This window comes from Agrobacterium sp. 22-210-1, assembly GCF_053522525.1.
The window spans coordinates 1026457-1047869 of record NZ_JBNWCI010000001.1 but is presented as its reverse complement, the minus strand read 5'-3'; the positions used below and the strand labels follow the sequence as shown (position 1 = coordinate 1047869).

The 21413-nt window shown below is 58.0% G+C and carries 23 protein-coding genes and 1 tRNA gene; 8 read left to right on the top strand and 16 right to left on the bottom strand.

Annotated elements, in window-relative coordinates:
* Positions 1-7 precede the first annotated feature (7 nt).
* The 3 genes from ACQZ5F_RS05355 to ACQZ5F_RS05345 are packed head-to-tail and all read right to left on the bottom strand — an operon-like array spanning position 8 to position 1326.
* Positions 8-616, bottom strand: coding sequence for an ATP-dependent Clp protease proteolytic subunit (locus ACQZ5F_RS05355; protein ID WP_046800055.1), 609 nt, complete (start codon positions 614-616; stop codon positions 8-10).
* A gap of 42 nt (positions 617-658) precedes the next feature.
* Positions 659-1015: an SRPBCC family protein gene (locus ACQZ5F_RS05350; protein ID WP_225339795.1), complete on the bottom strand. Its 357-nt coding sequence runs from the start codon at positions 1013-1015 to the stop codon at positions 659-661.
* A complete protein-coding gene (locus ACQZ5F_RS05345) occupies positions 1012-1326 on the bottom strand; it encodes an ArsR/SmtB family transcription factor (RefSeq protein ID WP_052819817.1) in 315 nt (104 codons plus the stop codon). The genes ACQZ5F_RS05350 and ACQZ5F_RS05345 overlap by 4 nt, the downstream gene beginning before the upstream one ends.
* Positions 1327-1485: 159 nt before the next feature.
* Between ACQZ5F_RS05345 and ACQZ5F_RS05340 the strand changes: the two genes are divergently transcribed.
* The gene (locus ACQZ5F_RS05340; RefSeq protein ID WP_225339794.1) at positions 1486-3042 is read left to right on the top strand and encodes a phospholipase D family protein; all 1557 of its coding nucleotides are present in this window, start codon (positions 1486-1488) and stop codon (positions 3040-3042) included.
* Between the two features lie 15 nt (positions 3043-3057).
* Here the strand turns inward: ACQZ5F_RS05340 and ACQZ5F_RS05335 are convergent, their stop codons facing one another.
* The 5 genes from ACQZ5F_RS05335 to ACQZ5F_RS05315 all read right to left on the bottom strand — a co-directional run bounded on the left by ACQZ5F_RS05335 (position 3058) and on the right by ACQZ5F_RS05315 (position 11362).
* A complete protein-coding gene (locus tag ACQZ5F_RS05335; protein ID WP_046800051.1) occupies positions 3058-3891 on the bottom strand; it encodes a response regulator in 834 nt (277 codons plus the stop codon).
* Between the two features lie 159 nt (positions 3892-4050).
* Positions 4051-6564 carry a GcvT family protein gene (locus ACQZ5F_RS05330; protein WP_052819815.1) on the bottom strand — a complete coding sequence of 838 codons (2514 nt, stop codon included), beginning with the start codon at positions 6562-6564 and terminating at the stop codon, positions 4051-4053.
* Positions 6565-6805: 241 nt separating this feature from the next.
* A complete protein-coding gene (locus tag ACQZ5F_RS05325) occupies positions 6806-7150 on the bottom strand; it encodes a hypothetical protein (protein WP_225339793.1) in 345 nt (114 codons plus the stop codon).
* On the bottom strand, positions 7147-8457 hold the full coding sequence (locus ACQZ5F_RS05320; RefSeq protein WP_448731062.1) for a hypothetical protein: 1311 nt from the start codon (positions 8455-8457) through the stop codon (positions 7147-7149). Before ACQZ5F_RS05320 ends, ACQZ5F_RS05325 begins: the two co-directional genes overlap by 4 nt.
* Positions 8458-8713: 256 nt before the next feature.
* Positions 8714-11362 carry a mechanosensitive ion channel family protein gene (locus tag ACQZ5F_RS05315; protein WP_225339791.1) on the bottom strand — a complete coding sequence of 883 codons (2649 nt, stop codon included), beginning with the start codon at positions 11360-11362 and terminating at the stop codon, positions 8714-8716.
* A gap of 147 nt (positions 11363-11509) precedes the next feature.
* Between ACQZ5F_RS05315 and ACQZ5F_RS05310 the strand changes: the two genes are divergently transcribed.
* Together ACQZ5F_RS05310 and ACQZ5F_RS05305 are read left to right on the top strand one after the other, a co-directional pair.
* Positions 11510-11764 carry a GlsB/YeaQ/YmgE family stress response membrane protein gene (locus tag ACQZ5F_RS05310; protein WP_003524764.1) on the top strand — a complete coding sequence of 85 codons (255 nt, stop codon included), beginning with the start codon at positions 11510-11512 and terminating at the stop codon, positions 11762-11764.
* Positions 11765-11919: 155 nt separating this feature from the next.
* Positions 11920-11995: transfer RNA gene (locus ACQZ5F_RS05305), tRNA-Lys, on the top strand.
* 166 nt (positions 11996-12161) lie between these two features.
* Here ACQZ5F_RS05305 and ACQZ5F_RS05300 read toward each other — a convergent pair.
* Positions 12162-12602, bottom strand: coding sequence for a hypothetical protein (locus ACQZ5F_RS05300; protein ID WP_082178920.1), 441 nt, complete (start codon positions 12600-12602; stop codon positions 12162-12164).
* Positions 12603-13035: 433 nt separating this feature from the next.
* On the opposite strand from ACQZ5F_RS05300, the gene ACQZ5F_RS05295 reads away from it, so the two are divergent.
* From ACQZ5F_RS05295 to ACQZ5F_RS05280, 4 genes are all read left to right on the top strand, one after another.
* Positions 13036-13368, top strand: a complete 333-nt coding sequence (locus ACQZ5F_RS05295) for a hypothetical protein (RefSeq protein WP_046798390.1) — start codon at positions 13036-13038, stop codon at positions 13366-13368.
* 162 nt (positions 13369-13530) lie between these two features.
* Positions 13531-13782: a hypothetical protein gene (locus tag ACQZ5F_RS05290; protein WP_046798389.1), complete on the top strand. Its 252-nt coding sequence runs from the start codon at positions 13531-13533 to the stop codon at positions 13780-13782.
* 201 nt (positions 13783-13983) lie between these two features.
* Positions 13984-14214: a hypothetical protein gene (locus ACQZ5F_RS05285; RefSeq protein WP_046798388.1), complete on the top strand. Its 231-nt coding sequence runs from the start codon at positions 13984-13986 to the stop codon at positions 14212-14214.
* Between the two features lie 290 nt (positions 14215-14504).
* A complete protein-coding gene (locus ACQZ5F_RS05280) occupies positions 14505-14693 on the top strand; it encodes a hypothetical protein (protein WP_046798387.1) in 189 nt (62 codons plus the stop codon).
* A gap of 193 nt (positions 14694-14886) precedes the next feature.
* Here the strand turns inward: ACQZ5F_RS05280 and ACQZ5F_RS05275 are convergent, their stop codons facing one another.
* Entirely contained in the window at positions 14887-15138 is a 252-nt protein-coding gene (locus ACQZ5F_RS05275; RefSeq protein ID WP_225339790.1) for a hypothetical protein, read from the bottom strand.
* A gap of 151 nt (positions 15139-15289) precedes the next feature.
* The gene (locus ACQZ5F_RS05270) at positions 15290-15448 is read right to left on the bottom strand and encodes a hypothetical protein (protein ID WP_167379148.1); all 159 of its coding nucleotides are present in this window, start codon (positions 15446-15448) and stop codon (positions 15290-15292) included.
* A gap of 377 nt (positions 15449-15825) precedes the next feature.
* Between ACQZ5F_RS05270 and ACQZ5F_RS05265 the strand changes: the two genes are divergently transcribed.
* The gene (locus tag ACQZ5F_RS05265; protein ID WP_046798385.1) at positions 15826-16260 is read left to right on the top strand and encodes a PACE efflux transporter; all 435 of its coding nucleotides are present in this window, start codon (positions 15826-15828) and stop codon (positions 16258-16260) included.
* A 46-nt stretch (positions 16261-16306) separates the two neighbouring features.
* Here the strand turns inward: ACQZ5F_RS05265 and ACQZ5F_RS05260 are convergent, their stop codons facing one another.
* The 5 genes from ACQZ5F_RS05260 to ACQZ5F_RS05240 form a co-directional block, all read right to left on the bottom strand.
* A complete protein-coding gene (locus tag ACQZ5F_RS05260) occupies positions 16307-17275 on the bottom strand; it encodes an alpha/beta hydrolase family protein (protein WP_225339997.1) in 969 nt (322 codons plus the stop codon).
* A gap of 102 nt (positions 17276-17377) precedes the next feature.
* Positions 17378-17983 (bottom strand): ABC-type transport auxiliary lipoprotein family protein, encoded by a 606-nt coding sequence (locus tag ACQZ5F_RS05255; RefSeq protein ID WP_046798384.1) that lies wholly within the window; start codon positions 17981-17983, stop codon positions 17378-17380.
* 15 nt (positions 17984-17998) lie between these two features.
* Positions 17999-19369 (bottom strand): MlaD family protein, encoded by a 1371-nt coding sequence (locus ACQZ5F_RS05250; protein WP_046798383.1) that lies wholly within the window; start codon positions 19367-19369, stop codon positions 17999-18001.
* Positions 19370-19376: 7 nt separating this feature from the next.
* A complete protein-coding gene (locus tag ACQZ5F_RS05245; RefSeq protein WP_046798382.1) occupies positions 19377-20213 on the bottom strand; it encodes an ABC transporter ATP-binding protein in 837 nt (278 codons plus the stop codon).
* Positions 20214-20223: 10 nt separating this feature from the next.
* Positions 20224-21384: an ABC transporter permease gene (locus ACQZ5F_RS05240; RefSeq protein ID WP_046798381.1), complete on the bottom strand. Its 1161-nt coding sequence runs from the start codon at positions 21382-21384 to the stop codon at positions 20224-20226.
* Positions 21385-21413: the final 29 nt, after the last annotated feature.

The following is a 21413-nucleotide window of genomic DNA, read 5'->3' as shown; positions in this document are numbered from 1 at the left end:
GCCGGCCTTATGCCGCAACATCCTCGCGAACTCCGAGAATACGGTCGATCAATCCCCACTCCAGAGCCTGTTCCGCCGTCATGAAGAAATCCCGGTCCATGGCCGCTTCGAATTTTTCATAGCTGTGTTTGCAATGCTCGGAATAAAGCCGCGTCATGCGGTGCTTGGTCAGCCGCATCTCCTCGGCATGGATCAACATGTCCGAAGCCTGCCCTTGAAAGCCGCCCAGCGGCTGGTGAATGTGAATGCTGGCATTGGGAAGCGCCGTGCGCTCGCCCGGTTCACCCGCCATCAGCAGAAATGACCCCATGGAACGGGCCGTTCCCATGCAGAGTGTATGAACCGGCGCGCGGATGTAATGCATGGTGTCATACATTGCCAGACCACTGGTCACTACACCGCCCGGCGAATTGATATAGAGATGGATCGGCTTCTTCGGGTTCTCCGCCTCCAGAAACAGCAATTGCGCGCAGACCAGCGCTGAAACCGTATCGTTGACCTCTCCGTTGAGGAAAATGATCCTTTCCCGCAGCAGGCGGGAATAGATGTCGAAAGACCGCTCTCCCCTTGAGGATTGTTCGACGACCATGGGGACGAGTTGCATCGCTTCGCGCATCGGCGAACTCCTGTCGTTTGAAAATGTCGGGAAACGTGCCGGTCAGGCGGCGAGCTTGATCGGCGAACCGTTATGGTTTGCGGCGGCCTTTACCATCCGGCCGGGCTTGATGGCGGGCATATCATGAATGATCCGTAGGCTGGTGCCGCCACGGTCATTCGATGCGATCGTAAAGGTGACGGTGCTTTCCAGAAACGGCGGATTATCGTCGCGCAGCCTGTAGCGCACCTCCTCGCCGGGCTTGCTATCGATTGCTTCCGGTTCCGCCAGAGCCTCTGCCGGCAACCATATGGCGCGAAACGCCGGAATGCTGATCGCCCGCCACACCTTCTGCGGCGGTTCGTCGAGATCATATTCAAGCTCGATGGCATCAGGAGATTCCGGCTTTTGCACGTTCATTGATCCATATCCTTCAGCAGCAGCTTCAGAGCTTCGATACGCTGTGGCCAATAGGCGCGGTATTTGCCAAGCCACGCCGCAATGCGCGTCAACCCGTCCGGATCGACCTCATAATTGACGAAACGGCCCTGTCGCCTTTCCACCACAAGCCCGGCCCCGCGCAGCACCGAAAGATGCTGTGACATGGCCGGCTGGCTGATGTCGATGCCTTCGCGCAGCGCGGAAGCATTCATGGCGCCATCCGCCAGCTTTTCGAAAATGGCACGGCGCGTGGGGTCAGCCAGCGCCCGGAAAATATCATTCTCAGTCATGACCGACACATAAGCACGTACTTATGTGATTCGCAAGCCCCAGCCCATTCACGAACACCATATTTTTCGCTCCCGCATTACCCGTGGCAATGAACGCTTTACCCCCTCGCGCGTTTGCATCCCGCCTGATAATCTTCGGGCCGGGAGCGATAAAAACAAGTGACTGCATTTACGGCCTTCATCGTCATTCTTCTCATCCTCATTGGGCCGAGCCTGTTTGTCGTCATCGGTAAGCAGCGGGAAAAGGCCATTCCCAAACGCCCCTCCACCGCCCTTCCCGTTGTAGAAGATGAAACGGCGCTGGACCGCCACTGGCAGTCGATTCGGAACGGCTGGAACGAGAAGAATGCGCTTTGCCTGCTGCATTCCAACCTCGATGCCTTTGCCGTGCGTGTGGCCGCGGCACGCGCCGCCGGGCGCAGTCTCGATCTTATGTACTACATGTGGAATGCCGACCTGACCGGACGGCTGATGATGCGTGAAGTCATCACCACCGCCGATCGCGGCGTGCGCGTGCGCCTGCTTCTCGATGACCTCGGCGTCTCCATTTCCGACCGCATCTTCCACGCCATCGACAGCCACCCCAATATCGAACTCAGGCTGTTCAACCCCACCCGGGCACGGGAAAACATCCTGCATCGCAGCCTCGAACTGGTGCTGCGCTTTCGAAGCGTCAACCGGCGTATGCACAACAAGGCATGGATTGCCGACGGGCGGGCGGTGATCGTCGGCGGTCGCAACATCGGTGACGCTTATTTCGATGCCGCCGAGCGGGCGAATTTCCATGATTTCGACATTCTCGGTTTCGGCAGGATCGTTGGCGACGCCACTGAAATCTTCGACGATTATTGGAACAGCGCCGTTTCCGTGCCGGTACGCTCGCTGCTGGCACGCAGACCGAACAAGCTTGCCCGATTGCGGCGCGAACTGGATGCCTTGCCGCAAAGTGAGGCCGCCAAACCCTATCTCGAGCGCGTCGAGAGCCAGTACGGCCGCGATCATTTTCTGATGTCGGACCGCCTGCACTGGGTTGATACCGCAGATGTCCTGGCCGATCCGCCGGAGAAAGCGGCTGGAAAACGCCGCAAGGGCCACAATTTCCTGATGGAGAGCCTGTTGCCGCTGATGCAGGCCGCGGGCGAGAGCCTGCACATCACCTCCCCCTACTTCATTCCCGGCAAACAGGGCGTGGAGATATTCCTCGATCTTGCAGAACGCGGCGTGTCTCTCGCCATCCTCACCAATTCCTTGGCAGCAACCGATGTCGCCGCCGTTCACGCCGGTTATGCCCGTTATCGAAAGCCGCTTCTGCTGGGCGGGGTGCGTCTGCATGAATTGCGCTCGCAGGCCGACCAGGGCAGCTTCACCCTGCGCGGTTCGGGACAGGCGAGCCTGCACACCAAGGCCTTCACCCGCGACGGCAAGACTGGCTATATCGGCTCGCTCAATTTCGATCCGCGCTCCGCCTCGCTCAATACGGAAATGGGCGTTGTTTTCAATTCGCCACTGCTGGTGGCCCGCATGGACGAAATATTCGCCGAAGAAATCCGCCGAACGATGAGTTTCGAACTGGACGTCGATAGCGGCAACCGCATCGTCTGGATGACGGAAGAACAGGGCCGGCCGAAGACCTACCGGCGCGAACCGGACGCGGCCATCAGCCGGCGGATCATCGCCGGCATCATGCGTTTCCTGCCGCTTGAATCACAGCTTTAACGAAGAAGGCCGCGCTCAGGCGGCCGGCCTCACTCCGGCCCTGGCCAGCTGTATCTGCACCAGCGTATCGAGGTTCTGGTTGACGCGGCAGTAGAACTCCTCGTCGATGAAGGGCCGCAGCATGAAATCATTGCCGCCCGCCTTGAGGAACCGCGCCGACAACAGCCGGTTGGTGGAGGACGACACGCCGATGATGCGCAACTCATGCGACCCGCGCACGGTGCGGATGCGCCGCGTCAGTTCGAAACCATCAATGTCAGGCATGTTGTAGTCGGTCACGACGAGGCCGATATCGGGACTGGCCTTGAGGATTTCCAGTGCCTTCGCGCCACTATCGGCAAGACTGACGCGGAAATTGTAGCGCTTTAGGCGGCTCGACAGCAGCGCCCGCGCCGTTGGGCTGTCATCAACGATCAGCACGTGGTGGCGGTGGTTGGTGAGGAACCGGCAGACCGATTCCGTCAGCATGTCCACGGCGAAAATATTGTCCTTCAGAATATAATCGACCACATCCTTGGCGATCAGCGTCTCGCGCGTCGCCTCATGGAATGTGCTGGTAAAAACGATGGTCGGGATCGAAAGATCGATCAGATATTCCAGCGCCTCACCCTTTTCTGCCCCCGGCAGGTTGATGTTGGAAATCGCCAGCGTCACCGGTTCTGGAGAATGTTCGTAACAAGCCTGCAACTCTTCAAAAGAGCGGCATACCTCCACGGAAACGCCGAGCATTTCCTTGAGCCGCATACTCACCATCTGGGTGAATACGTTGCTGTCTTCCGCCAGCAGAATGCGATTATTGGTGAAAGGCACGCCCGAATATTGCATGCCCGTAATGCCGAGAAAATTCATCCTGTCCCAGTCCCCCATCGTCCTTCAGGGGAAAATAGCAGCGGCGTTTTGCAGAATAATTAATAACACTTTTGCCGGCAAACCAGTTGAAACATATGCTTACCCAAAAGAAAATACGGCCCCGAAGGGCCGTATTTCGCTAGCTGGAATAAAGGCGCATCAGGCGCGCAGCAGCGCATTTTCCGTATCGAAGGGGCTCTCCTCCACCACCTCGGCATCGTAAAGTGTGCCGAGAATGCGGATCTTCAGCTTCGTGCCAACCGCCGCATATTCCGGCTTGAGCATGGCAAGCGCAATCGACTTGCCAATACGCCAGCCGAAGCCGCCGCTGGTGACACGGCCTGCAAGAGCGCCGTTTTCATCGGAAATCGCTTCCGAGCCGCGCGCATCGACATCCGTATTGCCCGACACGGTCAGCGTCGAAAACACCGACTTCAGGCCGGCTTCCTTATAGGCCACCAGCGCATCACGGCCGATGAAGGATTTTTCCGGGCGCAGGAAGCGGTCGAGACCGGATTCATAGGCGTTATATTCCACCGAAAGCTCGCGACCCATGTTGCGATAGGACTTTTCGAGCGACATGGACACCATGGCCCGGATACCGAACGGCTTGATGCCGAATTCCGCACCCGCCTCCATCAGCCGGTCGAAGATGTAATTCTGCATCTCGATCGGATGGTGCAGCTCCCAGCCCAGTTCGCCCACGAAGTTGACGCGCAGCGCATGCGCCGTCGCCACGCCAACGGAAATCTGCTTTGCCGTCAGCCACGGGAAATCCTTGTTTTCCAGACTGGTACGGGTCAGCTTCTTCAACAGATCGCGAGACTTCGGGCCGGCAAGCACCAGCACGCCGTATTTCTGGGTGATCGGCTGCAGCACCACGGAACCGTCGGTCGGCGCAAGACGGCGCAGCACGTCATGATCGTGGGCCTCAAGACCGCCAGCCGAAACCATATAAAACCGGCCAGGCGCCCATTCATAAACGGTGAACTCCACCTTCACACCGCCATTCGGCGTCAGAAGATGCGTCAGCGCAATGCGGCCGCGCTTCTTCGGCACGATATTGGCCAGAATACTGTCCAGCCAGGCACGCGCGCCGGGGCCGGAAACCTCCATCTTGGCGAAGGCCGACATATCAAGCACGCCGACATTCTGGGTGACGTTCTTCACCTCATTGCCGACATGTTCGAAATAGTTCGAACGGCGGAACGACCATTTCTCGACGATACGGCCATCCTCCAGCGGCGGCGCGTAATTGTGGCTGGTGATGACATCGGCACCCACGCCGAGGTCTTCTTCCTTGAGCGCATAACCTTCCGGCGCATACCAGTTGGCGCGTTCCCAACCGTAGACGGAGCCGAACACGCCGCCGAGCTTCTTCAGACGGTCATAAACCGGCGTCGTCTTCAAAGGACGGGCCGCGGAACGCTCCTCATCGGGATAATGCATGGTGAAGACGTTGGCATAGGCCTCCTCATTCTTGGCAATGAGATAACCTTCCGTAGCATGCGGTCCGAAACGGCGCGGATCGACGCCCATCAGGTCGAGCGTCGGCTCGCCATCGACGATCCATTCGGCCAGCTGCCAGCCGGCCCCACCGGCAGCGGTGATGCCGAAGGAGTGGCCCTCATTCAGCCAGAAATTCTTGAGGCCCGGTGCGGGACCGACGATCGGATTGCCGTCAGGCGTATAGGCGATCGCGCCATTATAAACCTTCTTGATACCCACTTCGCCGAAGGCCGGAACGCGGACCATGGCCGTTTCGATATGCGGCATCAGGCGGTCCAGTTCCTCCTGGAACAGCTCATATTCGCTGTCGTCAGAGGGACCATCGACATAACAGACCGGGGCGCCGACTTCGTAAGGACCGAGGATCAGGCCGCCGGCCTCCTCGCGCATGTACCAGGCCGAGTCCGATTCACGCAGAACACCCATTTCCGGCAGGCCCTGACGGCGGCGTTCCTGAATGGCCGGATGCGGCTCGGTGACGATATATTGATGCTCGACCGGAATGACCGGAATATCGATGCCTACCATCTCACCCGTCTTGCGGGCGAAGGAGCCGGTGCAGGAGATGATATGTTCGGCGATGATCTCGCCTTTATCCGTTGTCACCTTCCAGTGACCGTCTTCCGTCTGCTCGATGGCGGTAACCGTGGTGTTGCGATAGATCGTCGCCCCACGGTCACGCGCGCCTTTGGCCAACGCCTGCGTGAGATCTGCCGGCTGGATATAACCATCATCCGGATGCTGGATGGCGCCGAGCAGCCCATCCGTCTCGCAGAGCGGCCAGATTTCCTTCACCTGCTCCGGCGTCAGCATGTTGACGCGCACGCCGATCGTCTCGGCAATACCGGCATAATACATATATTCGTCCCAGCGATCCTTGGTACGGGCGAGACGGATATTCGAGACCTTGGAAAAGCCGACATTCATGCCAGTCTCTTCCTGCAGCTCCTCATAAAACTTCACGGAATATTTGTGGATCTGGCCCACCGAATAGCTCATGTTGAACAACGGCAAAAGGCCGGCCGCATGCCAGGTGGAACCCGAGGTCAACTCCTTGCGCTCGATGAGCACGCTGTCGCTCCAGCCCTTTTTGGCAAGATGATAAAGCGTCGAGACGCCGACCACACCGCCACCGATCACCACCGCCCGTGCATGTGTCTTCATTTACAGAACCCCTAAAAAGCGCCGGCATTGTCTGTCGTGCTGCCAAATCGATGAGGGGAATATGAAGCGCTCCGCTGCGGTTCAGCCGCCTGATTGCGACATGGCCATAGGGTGCTGCGACAGGCGCGAAAATGCGTAGTCAGGCGAGGCCGCAGCCGTGAAAATGTCGGGAAACATCCGCCCGGCAACGTTCAGCTTTTCAAGCCACGCCGCGCCAACGAGCAATAGCCAGGTATTTGGGCTACCTGTTCTGAAGCTGCTTTTGCATATCGAGCATTTTGGGCTCATCCAGCTTAAAGTCCTTCAGCATATTATTGCCTGGGATAATGATAGTTTCCTTGAAAACGGGGGCTCCCGGGAGATTATGTATACCGCCGCCACCCGGTGCCGGTGGTGGAGCAGGGAGAGAGGGTGATGGGAAAGGATCATCTTTAGGCGGAAGGAGGGGCTCTTCACACGGTGGAATTTCATATTCACAATCCACAGAGAGCGTGGAGGCACCTCCATCGATAGTTTGCGAGACAACGTCTTGTGCATTCATCAAGAATGAAGCGACTAGTCCGAGCAAAATCGATGCGTTTTTCATTTTCCTACCTCCGCAGATGTCACGCATGCCCGAACAGTGCCTTTTACTTTTTTATCAGCAGAAGCTTTTGCCAAATCATCCCTCCAGGCCGGCATACTGCCCCGCATACCAATCGAAACCGAATTGAAACCGATAACGAGTGGCCGCGCAAAATGACTGGTGGAAAACAGACCCGAACTATTGGCGCTACGGATAGCATTTTCAGCAGCAAGCCTGTTTTTAACGGTAGCGTCAGCCGGCGTTTCTTTTGGCCGCTCGATTACCGCCGAATTTACCGAATCCTGCAATTGTTCCATGTTCGGCTTACCGCCGCCCAGATTGGCTTCGCTCAACCGACCCCGCCCGTTGGTAACCCTTACACCGCGCGTCAAGAATGCCTGCCGCACCACGAGCAAGCGGATGTCATAGATGTAGCGCAGGCCACAATCTTTGGTTTCCGCGCTCCTCAAAATGTCGCGGCCGAGAATATAAGACAGCTTCTCCCGAATATATTCGTCACTACAAAAGAGTTGCGTTGTCGGACCGTCACAAAATTGCATCAATGCGTATTGCGCATGAAAAGGGTTGATGGCGTACGCTTGGACGTTCTGTAGCTCGATTTCCTCAACATCCGCACGCGCGCCACCGAAGCCGATATTCTGCAACAGTCCGGCTATACCTTCCTGTCGCTCGATCTTGATAACGGGAAAAAGCACATCCTTCACCTCAAGGCCCGACGTCGTTCCGCTCTGAACTTCTGCACGCGGCTGCGACAAGGCAAGCTTGCTTCCATCCTCTCGCCAGATATTATCGCCGAAATAGGGAGCCTCCGATTTCAGTGAAAGATATCTCCGAAGTTTCGGTATCTGTGTGATCTTCACGTAGCGACCTATAAAGGATTCGCTTTCGAGATCTCCCGGTAGAGATTTGAACTTGTGGCCTGAATCCACAATTTCAGCGATAATATCCCCCACATAGATATCCTCCTGCGGCGGATAGACTGGTGTAATACCTAGTCTGCGAATAGAATCGTTCCAGCGCTTCGGTAGATAATCGTCGGTTACATCCGTCTCCCCCATCAGGAAAAACAGACCGGCAGAACCGATAACTACACCCGCCGCCAACAAGGACGCCTTGGCGGCATGGGGTTTACCCCACGCCCAAACGCCCTTCAGCTTTTCCGGCAGAGACGGCTTTACAGGAACTTGGCCCGGAGGCTGGGCAGGCTGGGCAGGCTGGGCAGGCTGGGCAGGCTGGGCAGGCTGGGCAGGCTGGGCAGGCTGGGCAGGCTGGGCAGGCTGGGCATTCTCATCGACTGGATCCGGCATTTGAACCCCGACAGGAAAGAAATAAACTAAGTAATAACCACAATATATCAACTTGAAGTTTACATAACAATACAGTCATCGCGGGTATTTTGATTATATTTTCATGACGGAGACCGGACACGTCCGGCCGCCGTCAAGTAAAAAAGCGTCTCCGCCCCTACCCATCATTTGCCGCAACGCAATCGGGTGCGAGGCCCGCCCCGCACGCGCCTGCCCCGGTGCCGGCGGCGCAACGATCAAGATCAGCCGTGGCCGCTCAATTGTCCTTGCCGGCCACTTTTGCCACGGCCTTCGGTTCGGCGACAATCCCGTCACCCGCTTTGCCGGCATCCTTTTCCGGCGGGGTTCCGGCGACCGGCGATGCCGCCCCGGTATGGGCCGCCATTGCCTTATCCCCCTCCTCCGACAGCAGCGCCGCCATCATCTGCGGGTTGGCGTCGCCTTCCACATGAATATTGAGGTTACGCTGCGGGAATGGAATATCGATGCCTTCCTCGCGGAAGCGCTGGAGGATGGCGATCCTCAGCGCATTTTTCACACCAAGCCCGGTCGACAGATCGGCAAGGTGGAACCGCAATTCGAAATCCAGCGAAAAATCGCCGAAACGAAGGAATTCCACGTGCGGCTCGGGGTTGCGCAGCACCGGCGGCTGGGCACGCACCAGCTCCAGCAGAATATCCATGACCTGCTGCGGATCGGAATCATAGGCCACGGAAACCGGTATTTCCGCACGCATGATGCGGTTGCGGTGCGTCCAGTTGCCGACGGAGGAATTGATGAACTCGGAATTCGGCACTATGATCGACTGGCCCCGAAAAGTTTCTATCTCGGTTGCGCGCACGGACAGCCGCTTGACGGTGCCCTCGGTCGTCCCCGTCACCACCCAGTCGCCCACCTTGAAGGGACGTTCGACCAGAAGGATGAGGCCGGACACGAAATTCGAGACGATGTTCTGCAGGCCGAAACCGATACCGACCGAAAGGGCGGAGGCGACCAGCGCCAGGCTGGAGAGGTTGAGACCGGCGGAAGACACGCCGAAGATCGCCGCAACCGCGATGCCGAGATAACCGATGCCTGTTTTGACCGAGTTGCGCACCCCGGCATCCACCTGGCCTCGCGCCATGACGTTATTATCCAGCCATTTCTGGAACCAGCGCGTGATGATGTAGCCGATAGCGAAAACGAGAACGCCGCCGAAGAGGCCGATCAGCGAGATCGAGGCATTGCCGACGGTAATGCCCGTCAGCAGGCGATAGGCCCAGCTTTCGATATCGCCCGGCTGGAAGCCCCAGGAAAACAGGATGAGCGGTACGCCGAAGGCAAGCGCCACGACATAAATACCAAGCCCTGCGGCAAGGCCGGCCTGATCGAGCGCAACCGGACCGAGACCGAAACGCCGCGCGAGATAACGCCCGGCAAGGGATTCGGCAAAGGCGCCCTGCCTCGAAATCGCCTTGCCGGACAGGATGCCGATATACATGGTTGCCAGCACGGCGCCCGTGGCGACGATCTGCGTGGCAAGGAAACGCGCAAGACCGACATAGCCCGTCAGGCACGCGCCGATGAGAATGAGACCGCCGACGCGCAGCAGGATGACCAGCCAGCGGGGCAGCCGCTGGTTGCCGGTCTCATAATCCTGCCCCTCACCGATCATCGGCCGCAGGAACGATACGGTGAGCAGGATGATGCCGATAATGATCGAAGCGACGAAGCTTTTGGCGACGGTGACGATAAGCGGCGAATAAAGCGTCTCGCTGATCGTTCCAAACAGATAGTCGAGACCATTGACGAGCGCCATCAGCAGCACCGCCGAAGACAGCGTATGCGCTCCGCGATTGGACACCTTCAGCAGACGCCATTCAGGTTGGGTGGGTGCAAAGATCGCGTAACTCAGCCGCGATACGAAATAAACGAAGCCGAGGATCGCCATGGCCCCGAACAGGATTGGCGCTATATCGGATCGCAGCACGTTGAAATTATCGAGGAAAAACGCCGAGGTGGCCAGAAACAGGAACAGCGACAGCGACTGCACCATGGTCGACCAGAAGGCCACCGAAAGCCTTCTGAGATAAGATGGCTCGCCGGTAAAGGCCCGCCGGTCCATGCGGCTGCCGAAAAACCGGTAACCACCGACCAGAAACAGCAGCCCCGCCATGATCGACAGCATCACGGCCCCGAACATCGGCAACCGCTTGTAGCTCCACACGAACCCCGTCCAGCTGCTGAAGGCATTGCTGAGGTTGGTCACCTCGGTGACGAAGGCCGAAGAGGCGTCGCCCAGCGTCTGGGCAGAAACTTCCGTGCGCTTGAACAGGGTGGCGGCAAAAAGCGCCCGGCGAACCGCCGTGATATTGTTGGAAATCTGCGCGGCATTGGTGGCGATGCTCTCCACCTCGCCGGCAATCGCATTCACCTCGGCACGCTCCGCCGTCAGCCGGGCGCGCTCCTCTGTCACCATGCTCGCTTCCGGCGGCTGGCCATCGGCCGGCGGCTCGCCAAGCGCATCGAGACGCGTCTTGATCTGGTCCAGCCGGGTGCGCAGCTTGGTGTTGGCCGCCGCGGCATCGGCGGCAATGCCATCGGCACGGCCCTTCATATCCACCAGATGCGCATCATCGCTGCCGCCCGCCTCCACCTGCCCGGCGATCGTTGCAACATCGGCCTTCCATTTTTCCAGTTCCGCCCGCGCCTGCTCGACTGTGGTGGCCTGGATCACGGCGGGCGCCGGCGGCGTTGTCTCCCCTTGCGCGGATGCCGGCATTGCGGGCAGCAGCAAACCGCCAAGCAGCGAAAACATCATGACCAATATCATGGCCATGGCACTGCTTCGCCCACGACCAGGCGCCGGTTCGCCGAACACCCGTCTGCCATTCATCAATCCGCCGAACATCAACCGCACATCCATGCCTTTCGTCTCTTCACGCCGTCACAGGCTTTTTAGCGCCTGCGACGGGGAAAACCACCCTCATAAAGCGAGGTTTTCCGGAGTTTACCTTGCTTTTCACCACGAGAATCATCACCTTTGATAGTGCAGCAAACATGGGAGGAAATCATGGAATCTGCTGGTATTGGCTGGATCGCAGCTATCATCATCGGTGGTGTCGCCGGGTGGCTCGCCGAACAATTCATGAAAAGCAATATGGGTGTTTTCATGAACATCCTTCTTGGAATCGTCGGCGCGATCGTCGCCAACGCCATATTGTCTGTTTTTGGAATCGTTCTGACCGGCTGGCTCGGTTATCTCATCGCCGGCTTCATCGGCGCCTGCATCCTCATCCTCATCGGCAGGGCTTTCAGACGCGGCTAGGCAAAAAGGAAAATCTGTAAAACCCCGGATTTTCAGCCTTTTCCAGCGCGACTGAAATTTTTTCGTCACAAAAATCGAAGAAATTTCATTTCCGCGCTGGACAAGCCCAAACTTCCCCTTTATAGCCCCCCTCACACCGCCACACGGTGTCGGTCGGGTGATTAGCTCAGTTGGTAGAGCAGCTGACTCTTAATCAGCGGGTCGTAGGTTCGAGCCCTACATCACCCACCAAATTCTCTTTAAATGACAAGATGTTGCGATGCTTACTTAAAGCATCGCCCGAGCGGTTGAGCTCGCGCAATCGTTCCTTCCCAGCAATGCTCGCGAAAGAAACGGTACTTGTCACGGGCAATGTCGAGCCAGACAGCCCCGCCGGCGCAACAGTTCCCCGGAAAGTCTACAACTTCGTTTCCGACACGCTTTTTGTCCCGATGAAGCGCGGCTCCAATGGCCGACCGGCAATACGGCTTCCGAATTCCTCCGTGAAACGAACGGGCGCTGCCTGCTTTACCGCATCGATGGCGGAATCGATAAACGCCTGCCGTCTCGGGCTCTCCTCCTGGGGACGCGAGGCAATGACGACCACCTTGCCGCGTATCTGGCCGTCCTTGTGCAGAATGAACCGCAGCGTCACCACCAGCCCCTCGGTGTCTTCCGGTGGCACCCAGCAGGCATAGATCGCATCGAACATTTCATTGAGATTGCTGGCAGGCGTCGGATCTTTGCAAATCCGCGACTGGCCCGAAACCGGCGTCAGAATGCCGCCAGCCAAGATGCTCAACACCACGAGACCGGGCAGGCTGAAACGACGGAATACCAAAGAAGAACGGTTGATCAAATCCAATATCCTTTATCGGGAAGCGATCCGCCGATCTGGCCGGCCAGTCACAACCATCTTTTTGAAAAGTCGATTTCGTCAGTAAAAACCCTTGAAATATTTAATCGAAGAGAGAAAATTCGCCTGTAAATAAATCATAAATACGACGATAGAAAATACTAGAATAAATAAACAACATTAAAACGAATAACCACAAATAAATACATTAAAAACCAGAACGAAATAAAAAACATATGAAAATATATACATATAAAAACTATAATAAACAAAAATAATACATATGAAATCGATGGTTAAGTAAAATTAAAGACGACCGAAAAAACTCTCCCCGAAAATGCGGCCTCGCGTCTTAACCAATAGCTGCGGTTTACATTGCAAGCCGCTGGTTTGGCTGTATGCATGGCCTGCCAGAACAAGGGCAAAGGGGGATATCATGACATCGAAATGGGTATTGGCAGTATTTTTCGGCACAGCAATGACGGTTGCAGGTGCGGCGCAGGCGGAAGACCTGGTGTTCACGCTGAAGAACGGCACGGGCTCCGTTCTCAACGCCTTCTACACCTCACCGGTGGGCGTTGATGACTGGGAAGACGATGTGTTCGGAAAGAAGGCGCTTGGCCCCGGCGAAGAGATGGAAATCACCATCGCCGATGGCCGCAGCGTCTGCAAATATGACATGCGCTTCGAATTCCAGGGGGATGCGCTGGAAGATCTTGAAGATACGCAGAACCTCTGCGAACTCGGCGAATATACCATCACCGAATAAGGCAATGGCGGCCCTGCCCGGCAAAGGCAGGGCCTGCGGCGGCGAAGGGTTCTGAAAACCCGGGCACCCTCCGACAGCGGCGAAGCTCCGGAAAAACCGTCGGAACGGCAATTATAGGCGTTGCCGCGCCGCCCTTTCCGCAAAGCTGTCTCAATCATCCCTATGATTGGCACGATGAGATTGATCATCAACATATTGCTGTTCGTCCTCGGCGCGGTCGGGAGCGGAATATGTGCGTTTTTATTATCGGCAGCGCTTGCCGATTCCGGGTTGCTTGGTTCCTGTTTTGAGGGAAATTGCGCTTATGCGGCGCTGTTTATGGTGCTTCCGGTCGCATGGTTCATACTTTTTGCGCTTTACGTCATGGCTTTGCTGGTCTGGAGACGAAAACCGTTCCGGAATGGACGGCTCTGAAAAAGCGCGCTGCGCCACCGTCGCTACCGCGCGTTCGTTGACAGCGATCAGCACTTACCGTTAACTCCGCCTGCTGGGGGATTCGCTGCCAGTGATATGTGGGCCCGCTGGGCATTCCCCATATCACCGGCCTCTGAATGTGCATGTTCCGAATTGCGTTTTGCGTTTGCTGGGCATGACGGAAAACAGGGAGACCAAAGGATGCGGGCCTCAATCAATTCCCCGTCGCTTTCGATCGACACGATGGACTATCAGGCCGAGTGCCAGTTCGCGCTGGAACCCTCTATACAGGGCCTTATTGAAAAGGCGGAAAGCGCCGGCTGGAACCGTCAGCAGGCTGCACTTGCCATCGTAGCACTCGCCAGCGAACATCTCACCGACCTCTTGTCTGCCGGTGGCCCTGCATTGTTGGATCAACGTTCCCTCTCCTGATCTCCTTTGAAGCCGGGCGGCACCAGCGCCCGCGTCATCCAGACATCATCACGAAAATCAACCCTGTGTGCCCGGAGTGTCCTCACCGACGCTGCCGGAACCCCAGGTCGCGTTGTGAAACCCCCACTCAGGCGAAACCGGCCTCACGCACAATACCGCTGCAACGCCATCTGCCGTATCCGGGTAGCCGATCCCGCAGAGCGCATCGATTGCCGGTCGGCGACTGTGCCATAGTGTTGACATAGACCATCAATAATGAGAACATAAAGTGAACATTATGGAGGTCAGCGATGAACACTGCAGACGCAACCATAGAAAATGCCCTCTCCGTCGTCGCCCGCTCCCGCGATATGCGCGAGCGCGCGCTGGAACGGCGCCGCGAGTTGCAGCGGCGAACGGAAGTCATCATCACCCGGCCGCTCTATGTGCTGAAAAAGAACGACGGGCCGAAGCAGCTGTCGTTGAAACTCGACAGCTGAGCATGGCTGCGGACATTGGCTCTGTCTTGGAGCAAAGACGCGGTGCAGGGGCGATGGAAGTCCCGGCGAAATGAGGACGCGCGCAATGCCCCGTGCCAGAGAGGTTTGTCCCACGGCCTTGCTCCCGAAAGCAAATCCCGTGCGGATCGCGTCGCGCACGGGATTTTCAGAATGAAGAGGTCATCGTCTTGTCTTATTGCATGCGTTGCATTGCGGCTTCGGGCTCACCGGTCGTCGCAACCGTTGCCGCTGGAAGGCGGTCGGTCTTTTTCAGAATGACGACGGGCTTTTCCACCGGTTCCGTCGGCGGAACGATGCTTGCGGTTTTAAATTCACGGTCGACGGCAGGAACGGAAGCGTTGATCTTTTCATGACCCGCGCATTCGGCAAGCGCTGCACTGGCGGAAAAGCCAAAGACAGCGGCGATAATGAGAACTGATTTCATGTCATTCTCCCTTCGCTTTTGTGGCGCTCTCCAGTCTAGGTGGAGACGAACCGGATTGAAAATCACACTTTAGAGACATCTAAAGCAGCAAATCATTTCGGCAGTCGTCGTCATTGATGTGCATGGGAGCGATATGCTGATTGTATCGCCCTTATTTCTTGCGCACATCCAGCGGATTTCGGCAAAGCGGCCGGCGAAATATCATCGCCACATAACTTCCCTTGAGGGAAATGAGGCTGGGCGTGTAAGTCGAAACCTTTGCCGTGTTGGCGGCCTTGATCGTTCTTCCATCAGAGGAATTCTGCTGCATGGCGCGCCTCCTTCCATGAGCGATAACGAAAAAACGCCGTTCTTGTTCCGCATTGCATCTTCGTTGGTGCGTGCGAGAAATGAAAACGTCGCCTCGTGTTTCTTCTCCCCGCCGGGGAGAAGATGGCCCGAAGGGTCAGATGAGGGGGCAAGCTCTCCGTATATCTCTACCCTCGCCCCCTCATCCCGCTGCCGCGGACGTCTCCCCCTCGGGGAGAAGAAACAAGCTTCACCCTCCCCGTGACATCGAACCGCGCTCGTCAAGACCCCAAAGCTTGAAAATTTCGCCCAAAACCTCTATATGCCTCACCGCGAGGACGACCTCGGCCATATCGGCGACAGCATGCGGGACGGCCCGGTCACACACCGGAGAATAAATTGCGTTCCCTCCAAGATCGTATCCGCCACGCGCTCAGCTTCGAAATCATCGGCCTTCTGCTCGTCATTCCGCTCGGCGCGCTGCTCTTTGGCATGCCGATGGAAGATATCGGCATTGTCGGCCTCGTCAGCGCAACACTCGCCACGGCCTGGAACTACATCTACAATCTCGGTTTCGACCACGCCATGCAGCGCCTGAAGGGCACGACGCTGAAGACACCCGCCATTCGGGTCGCACATGCCGTGCTGTTCGAACTGGGCCTGCTGATCGTGCTGATGCCCTTCATCGCCTGGTATCTGAATATCAGCCTTGCCCACGCGCTGGTGATGGATATTTCGTTTGCGCTGTTTTACGTGGTTTATGCTTTTGTCTTCAACTGGAGCTATGACCGGATTTTCCCGCTGCCGGAATGGCAGTCGCAGGATGCCGTCTGATAGACGTCCTCGGCAAAAGACGGCCCCGGCAAAAGACAGCAAGACTTCAGCGCAGCGAGGCCCTGAAAAAGCTGACGACATCGGCGTTGAAACTGCGATGAAACTCTGCCCGGTCAAAGCCGGGCGCATCGCTGCAAATCTGCGGCAAAGCATTTGCCATGTCTGCCGGGCAAGGCGCGATGAACGAAAAATGCCCTGCCCCCTTCACCGTCCGGTAGTCCGGTTTCCCCGGCAGTTCATCGCGCAATCTGGCAATATCCTGCGGCACAACGCCATCGCCACCCTGTTCCGAACTCCACAGCTGGACGGGAATACCGATATTTTTCAGATCTTCAGCGCCGGGAAAAGCATTGAGCGGGTCCGCAACAACCGCGGCCCTTATCCGCTTATCGTGAACCCAGTCTTTCGCAACAGCGCTTTTGTCCCGCATCTGCGCGCATATGGCCGCCTGCTCGTCCGGGCATGGCAATCTGCTGTTTAAAAAATCCGGCACGCCGCCGGCAAGCACCAGCGCGGTATAACCGCCGCGCGAAAATCCGAAGACACCAATCCGCCCGGCATCGATGACGTCGGCCTCTTTCCAGTCTGTCAGCATATGATCAAGCAGGCGGACAATATCCGCTGGCCGGTCGGTCAGCGCGGAAAGTTCACCTGCCCGCTTCATATCAATCGCATTATCGCCGGGATGATTGAGCGCCGCGACGATGAAACCGGCGTCTGCCAGCGCCACCGCCGTATCCCGATGGCTGAAATACGTGCCGGCAAAACCATGGGAAATGACGATAAGCGGATATTTCCCGTCAACGATCGGGCAATCGCGCACCGCAGGCAGAACGAAGGGACCGATACGGGTTTCCACCGGCACTGCCGCACAGGGCGACCAGACAGCCACCCTGATGGGAGCTTTGCCATCGGTGGATGGAACCTCGATCAACCGCAGTCCGGCCGCAAGGGCGGCATCGGTTCCCGAGAGGACGGAAAGAAGCATGAGGCAAAGCAACGCCAGAAATCGCATGACGAACCCACAGATCGAGAGACTGCGCTCAAGGCCGTGCATCAACCGACCTCACCCGAAGATAGGCTAATTTCTTATATCGGAAATGACCGTAGCGAGGACTTAGAGCGACTTCAGCGTCCAGGCCACGATCTCGCGCGTGGCGGCGGCAAAGGCCTGATCCAGCGCCTTCACGAAATTGGCGTTGCCGGACCCACTGACACGGGCACTGGCGCGGAATACTTCCTGCGCCTTCACCGTGCCGTTGCGGTCGTTCAGAAGCTTCACCGACATTTCGATATTGGCGATGTTTCTCGCCGTATCCACCTCGAAGGCGCGGATATCGGTCACGACCTGATAGTCGATCGCCAGCCCCTGCCCCGGACGGCCGACGCCGCCAAGCTTGCCGGTGTCTTCGAAGGCTTCCACGAGCTTGGACTGCACCATGCGCGGCAGGCGGTCGCTCCATTGCGAATTGCCGAGATATTGCACTTCCGAGCCGGAGAGCCGCACCACGATATTCTCGCTGTCCAGCGCCTTGAGCGCGGTCGGGTCGGCAATCAGCAATTGCCGGCCTTTCAGCGAAGGCCCCTGCGTTACAGTCGCCGAAGACACGGAAAGATCGAACGTGTCGTTTTTCGGCGCGCCGGCACAGCCGGCCAGCAGCGCGGCAAGCAGCGGAGCCAGAATAAGGGCGCGGCGTTTATGGCCGGTCATTGATCGTGTCATTGGCCCATACCCCTCTTAGCGCCTTGTTCTGCCGTCATATTGTTTCACGGTTTCGCCGCCGAAAATCAACCGTTGCGGATCGCGGTCGATATTGGTGATGGCATTGTTGAGATTATCGACTGTCTGTCGCGTGCTGCCGATCAACGCCTGGAAATCCTTGAGGCCAGAACTGGAGAAGCGGGTCAGATTGTCGGCGATCGGCCCGATGCGGGCATTGAGATTGTCGGCCACGGCCTTGAACGAGGTAAGCGTCTCGCGCGCCTTGGCAAACAGCGAATTGGCGTCATCGGTGCCCAGCATGCCGTCCACCTTGGCAAGAATGCCATCGACGCGGCTGGAGGCGAGGTTCAGCTTGCGGCCCATGTCGGTGAAGTCGGAAACCGCCTGATCGATATCGGCGCGGCGGGCACCGACATCATCGGCAATCCGTTTGAAATTCGCCACCGCATCACGCGCATCGGCGGTTGCGGCGGAAACATCACCCACCACGGTGCTAACCTTGGCGGGATCGACGGAGGCCAGAAGCTCATCCGCACGCTTTACCACGGTCTGCACTTCCGTGCTCGCCGCCTCGAAATTACGTGCCGTGCTCTGCACGGTCTCCATGATGCCCTGGATATCGCTGGAAGCCGACGCAACATCCTTCGTCACCTTGTCGACATTCGACAGGATGGAATCGATCTTGCCGGCATCCACCGCCTTCACCAGATCCTCGATGGCGGTCAACGTGCCGTCGAGACGCACCGAGACGGACTGAACGGTGGTGGAAAGCGAGCTGAGGCTTGCAATGAAATTCTTGATGCCGTCGGAATTGGCCGCCAGCGCATCGGAGAACTTCTCGGCATTGCGCACCGTTTGCGTCAGCGGACCACGGGCATCCTGCACGAAGCCCTGCAATTCGCCGATGGCGCCATCGGCGCGCTTCAAAATCTTGTCGGCGGTGGCAAGCAGGTTGGTGACGCTGGAGAGATCGGCTGTCAGCTCGGCCGGAACGCCGCTTTCGACGGCTTTCTGCAGGATGCGCTCGCCATCCTTGTTGCCGCCGGAAAGCTCGATATAGGCAGCACCCGTCAGGCCCTGAATTTCAAGCACGGCGCGGGTGGATGGGAAAACCGGCGCATCCGCCTGCACTTCGGTAAAGGCGATGGAATAAGCAGGGTCGTCGCGATCAATCGCAAGCCCGCGCACCGTACCGACCGGAATACCGTTGAAGCGCACCGGCGAGCCGACGGAAAGACCGTTGGCGGAGCCGGGAATCCGCACGACGAGCTGCGCCGTCGGGCCGCCACGGCCGAATTCCGCCATCCAGTAAACGAAGCCGAATGCGGCAGCGATCACGATCAGCGTGAAAATTCCGACTATGGTGTAGTTCGCCTTGGTTTCCATGCTTCTGTTACTCCACCGGATTTTCATGTTTGCCGTCCGGAAGAACGACAGAGCGCGCCCGTTTGCCGCGGAAATAGGACTGCACCCACGGGTCGTCGCAGGCGAACATGTCCTGCAATGTCCCCTCCACCAGAACCCGCTTGTCGCCGAGAACCGCAATGCGGTCGCAGACGGAAAACAGGCTGTCGAGGTCGTGCGTCACCATATAGACGGTCAGGCCGAGCGAATCACGCAGGCGCGCGATCAGCATATCAAATTCCGCCGCCCCGATGGGATCGAGGCCGGATGTCGGCTCATCGAGGAAGACGAGGTCGGGATCGAGCGACAATGCCCGGGCAAGGGCTGCACGCTTGATCATGCCGCCTGACAGTTCCGACGGGTACTTGTCGCCGGCATCGGGCTTCAGCCCGACCATCTCGATCTTCAGATAAGCAAGCTCATCCATCAGCTTCTTCGGCAGGTCCAGATATTCCCGCATCGGCAGCTGGATGTTTTCCTTCACCGTCAGGCCGGAAAACAGCGCGCCCTGCTGGAACAGCACGCCAAGACGCTGGTCAAGCATCATGCGGTCGTCTTCGCTCGCCTTGTCGTAATCGGTGCCGAGAATGCGGATCGCACCCGCCTGCCGTGGCAGGAGCCGCAAAATCGCCCGCATCAACACGGATTTGCCAGCACCAGAGGGGCCGATAAAGCCGAGGATTTCGCCGCGATAGACATCGAGATCGAGATTTTCGAGCACGTTCCGACCGTTGAAACCAACGGTCACGCCCTCGACGGAAAGCACGATCTCGCGCCCGTCTTTCCCGGTCTTGATCTGTTGCTGTGTCTGGTCCTGCTGCTCCAACGCGCCCTCCCTAAAAATCGATGGCTGCGTAGAAGATGGCGAAAAGACCATCGACCAGAATGACGACGAAGATCGACTTCACCACCGAGGAGGTGACATGCTGACCGAGCGATTCCGCCGAACCGCCCACCTTCATGCCTTCCACCGCCGCGACGATGCCGATGATGAGCGCCATGAACGGCGCCTTGATCATGCCGGCGGCAATGGTCGATTCCTCGACAGCGCCATGCAGGCGTGACAGGAACACCTCGAAAGTGATGCCGGAATAAAGCAGCGCCACGATGGCCGCGCCGAAAAGCGCTGCGAAATTGGCGAGAATGGTCAAAAGCGGCAGCGCGATGGTCAGCGCCACCAGCCGCGGAAACACCAGCACACCCACGGGGTTGAGACCGATCACCTTTAGCGCGTCGATTTCCTCGCGCATCTTCATCGAGCCGATTTCGGCCGTAATCGCGCTGCCGGAACGGCCGGCGATCATGATCGCGGTCAGAAGCACGCCGATTTCACGCAATTGCAGAATTCCGACCAGATCGACGACGAAGACCTCGGCGCCGAAATATCGGAGCTGGAACGCGCCCTGCTGGGCGATGATCGCGCCGATCAAAAACGACATCAGCATGATGATCGGCACGGCGCGCACGCCCATATGGTCGATCTGGTTGACGATCGCCGCCGGCGAGACGCCTCGCCCGCGCCCGAGCTTCATCTGCGCGCCGCGCACGGCGGAGCCGAGAATATACATGCCCGCCAGGAAATCCGCGCCGTTCTGAACCACGGCCTGGCCGATCGGTGCGAAGATGCGCTCCACTAGCCCCGGTTTGGCGACCGGCTCGCCCTGCATCTCCGCCTTATCGGGCAATTGACCGATGACGTCCTCGATCCGGTCGTTGCCGGTGAGCGTGACAGTCGCGCCGTTCGCCTCGATATCCTTGCGCAGGCGCTGGATGATCCACGCACCCGTCGTGTCGATGGCTTCGACAGCGGAAAGATCGATCTCGACGGAGCCGCCGGATTTGTTTTTTTCGATCCTGTCGAGGCTTTCGAAAATTCCGGAGAGATTGCTGTTGCGCCAGGAACCGCTCATGACATAACGCAAGCCGCCGCCGGAGACGGAACCGTCTTCGGTGATTGCGGCCGGGTTCGCCTGTTGCCGTGTGTCCTGTTCTTGCATAATGCTCCGAGCGAGTGCAGCCGTCACGA

Coding starts and splice junctions, on each gene's coding strand:
- ACQZ5F_RS05310 (WP_003524764.1), top strand. CDS start 11,510: ATGGAATCTGCTGGTATTGGCTGGATCGCAGCTATCATCATCGGTGGT.
- ACQZ5F_RS05335 (WP_046800051.1), bottom strand. CDS start 3,891: ATGAATTTTCTCGGCATTACGGGCATGCAATATTCGGGCGTGCCTTTC.
- ACQZ5F_RS05350 (WP_225339795.1), bottom strand. CDS start 1,015: ATGAACGTGCAAAAGCCGGAATCTCCTGATGCCATCGAGCTTGAATAT.
- ACQZ5F_RS05240 (WP_046798381.1), bottom strand. CDS start 21,384: ATGCAAGAACAGGACACACGGCAACAGGCGAACCCGGCCGCAATCACC.
- ACQZ5F_RS05250 (WP_046798383.1), bottom strand. CDS start 19,369: ATGGAAACCAAGGCGAACTACACCATAGTCGGAATTTTCACGCTGATC.
- ACQZ5F_RS05320 (WP_448731062.1), bottom strand. CDS start 8,457: ATGCCGGATCCAGTCGATGAGAATGCCCAGCCTGCCCAGCCTGCCCAG.
- ACQZ5F_RS05325 (WP_225339793.1), bottom strand. CDS start 7,150: ATGAAAAACGCATCGATTTTGCTCGGACTAGTCGCTTCATTCTTGATG.
- ACQZ5F_RS05315 (WP_225339791.1), bottom strand. CDS start 11,362: ATGGATGTGCGGTTGATGTTCGGCGGATTGATGAATGGCAGACGGGTG.
- ACQZ5F_RS05255 (WP_046798384.1), bottom strand. CDS start 17,983: ATGACACGATCAATGACCGGCCATAAACGCCGCGCCCTTATTCTGGCT.
- ACQZ5F_RS05330 (WP_052819815.1), bottom strand. CDS start 6,564: ATGAAGACACATGCACGGGCGGTGGTGATCGGTGGCGGTGTGGTCGGC.
- ACQZ5F_RS05280 (WP_046798387.1), top strand. CDS start 14,505: ATGAACACTGCAGACGCAACCATAGAAAATGCCCTCTCCGTCGTCGCC.
- ACQZ5F_RS05355 (WP_046800055.1), bottom strand. CDS start 616: ATGCGCGAAGCGATGCAACTCGTCCCCATGGTCGTCGAACAATCCTCA.
- ACQZ5F_RS05275 (WP_225339790.1), bottom strand. CDS start 15,138: ATGAAATCAGTTCTCATTATCGCCGCTGTCTTTGGCTTTTCCGCCAGT.
- ACQZ5F_RS05260 (WP_225339997.1), bottom strand. CDS start 17,275: ATGCGATTTCTGGCGTTGCTTTGCCTCATGCTTCTTTCCGTCCTCTCG.
- ACQZ5F_RS05345 (WP_052819817.1), bottom strand. CDS start 1,326: ATGACTGAGAATGATATTTTCCGGGCGCTGGCTGACCCCACGCGCCGT.
- ACQZ5F_RS05270 (WP_167379148.1), bottom strand. CDS start 15,448: ATGCAGCAGAATTCCTCTGATGGAAGAACGATCAAGGCCGCCAACACG.
- ACQZ5F_RS05285 (WP_046798388.1), top strand. CDS start 13,984: ATGCGGGCCTCAATCAATTCCCCGTCGCTTTCGATCGACACGATGGAC.
- ACQZ5F_RS05295 (WP_046798390.1), top strand. CDS start 13,036: ATGACATCGAAATGGGTATTGGCAGTATTTTTCGGCACAGCAATGACG.
- ACQZ5F_RS05290 (WP_046798389.1), top strand. CDS start 13,531: ATGATTGGCACGATGAGATTGATCATCAACATATTGCTGTTCGTCCTC.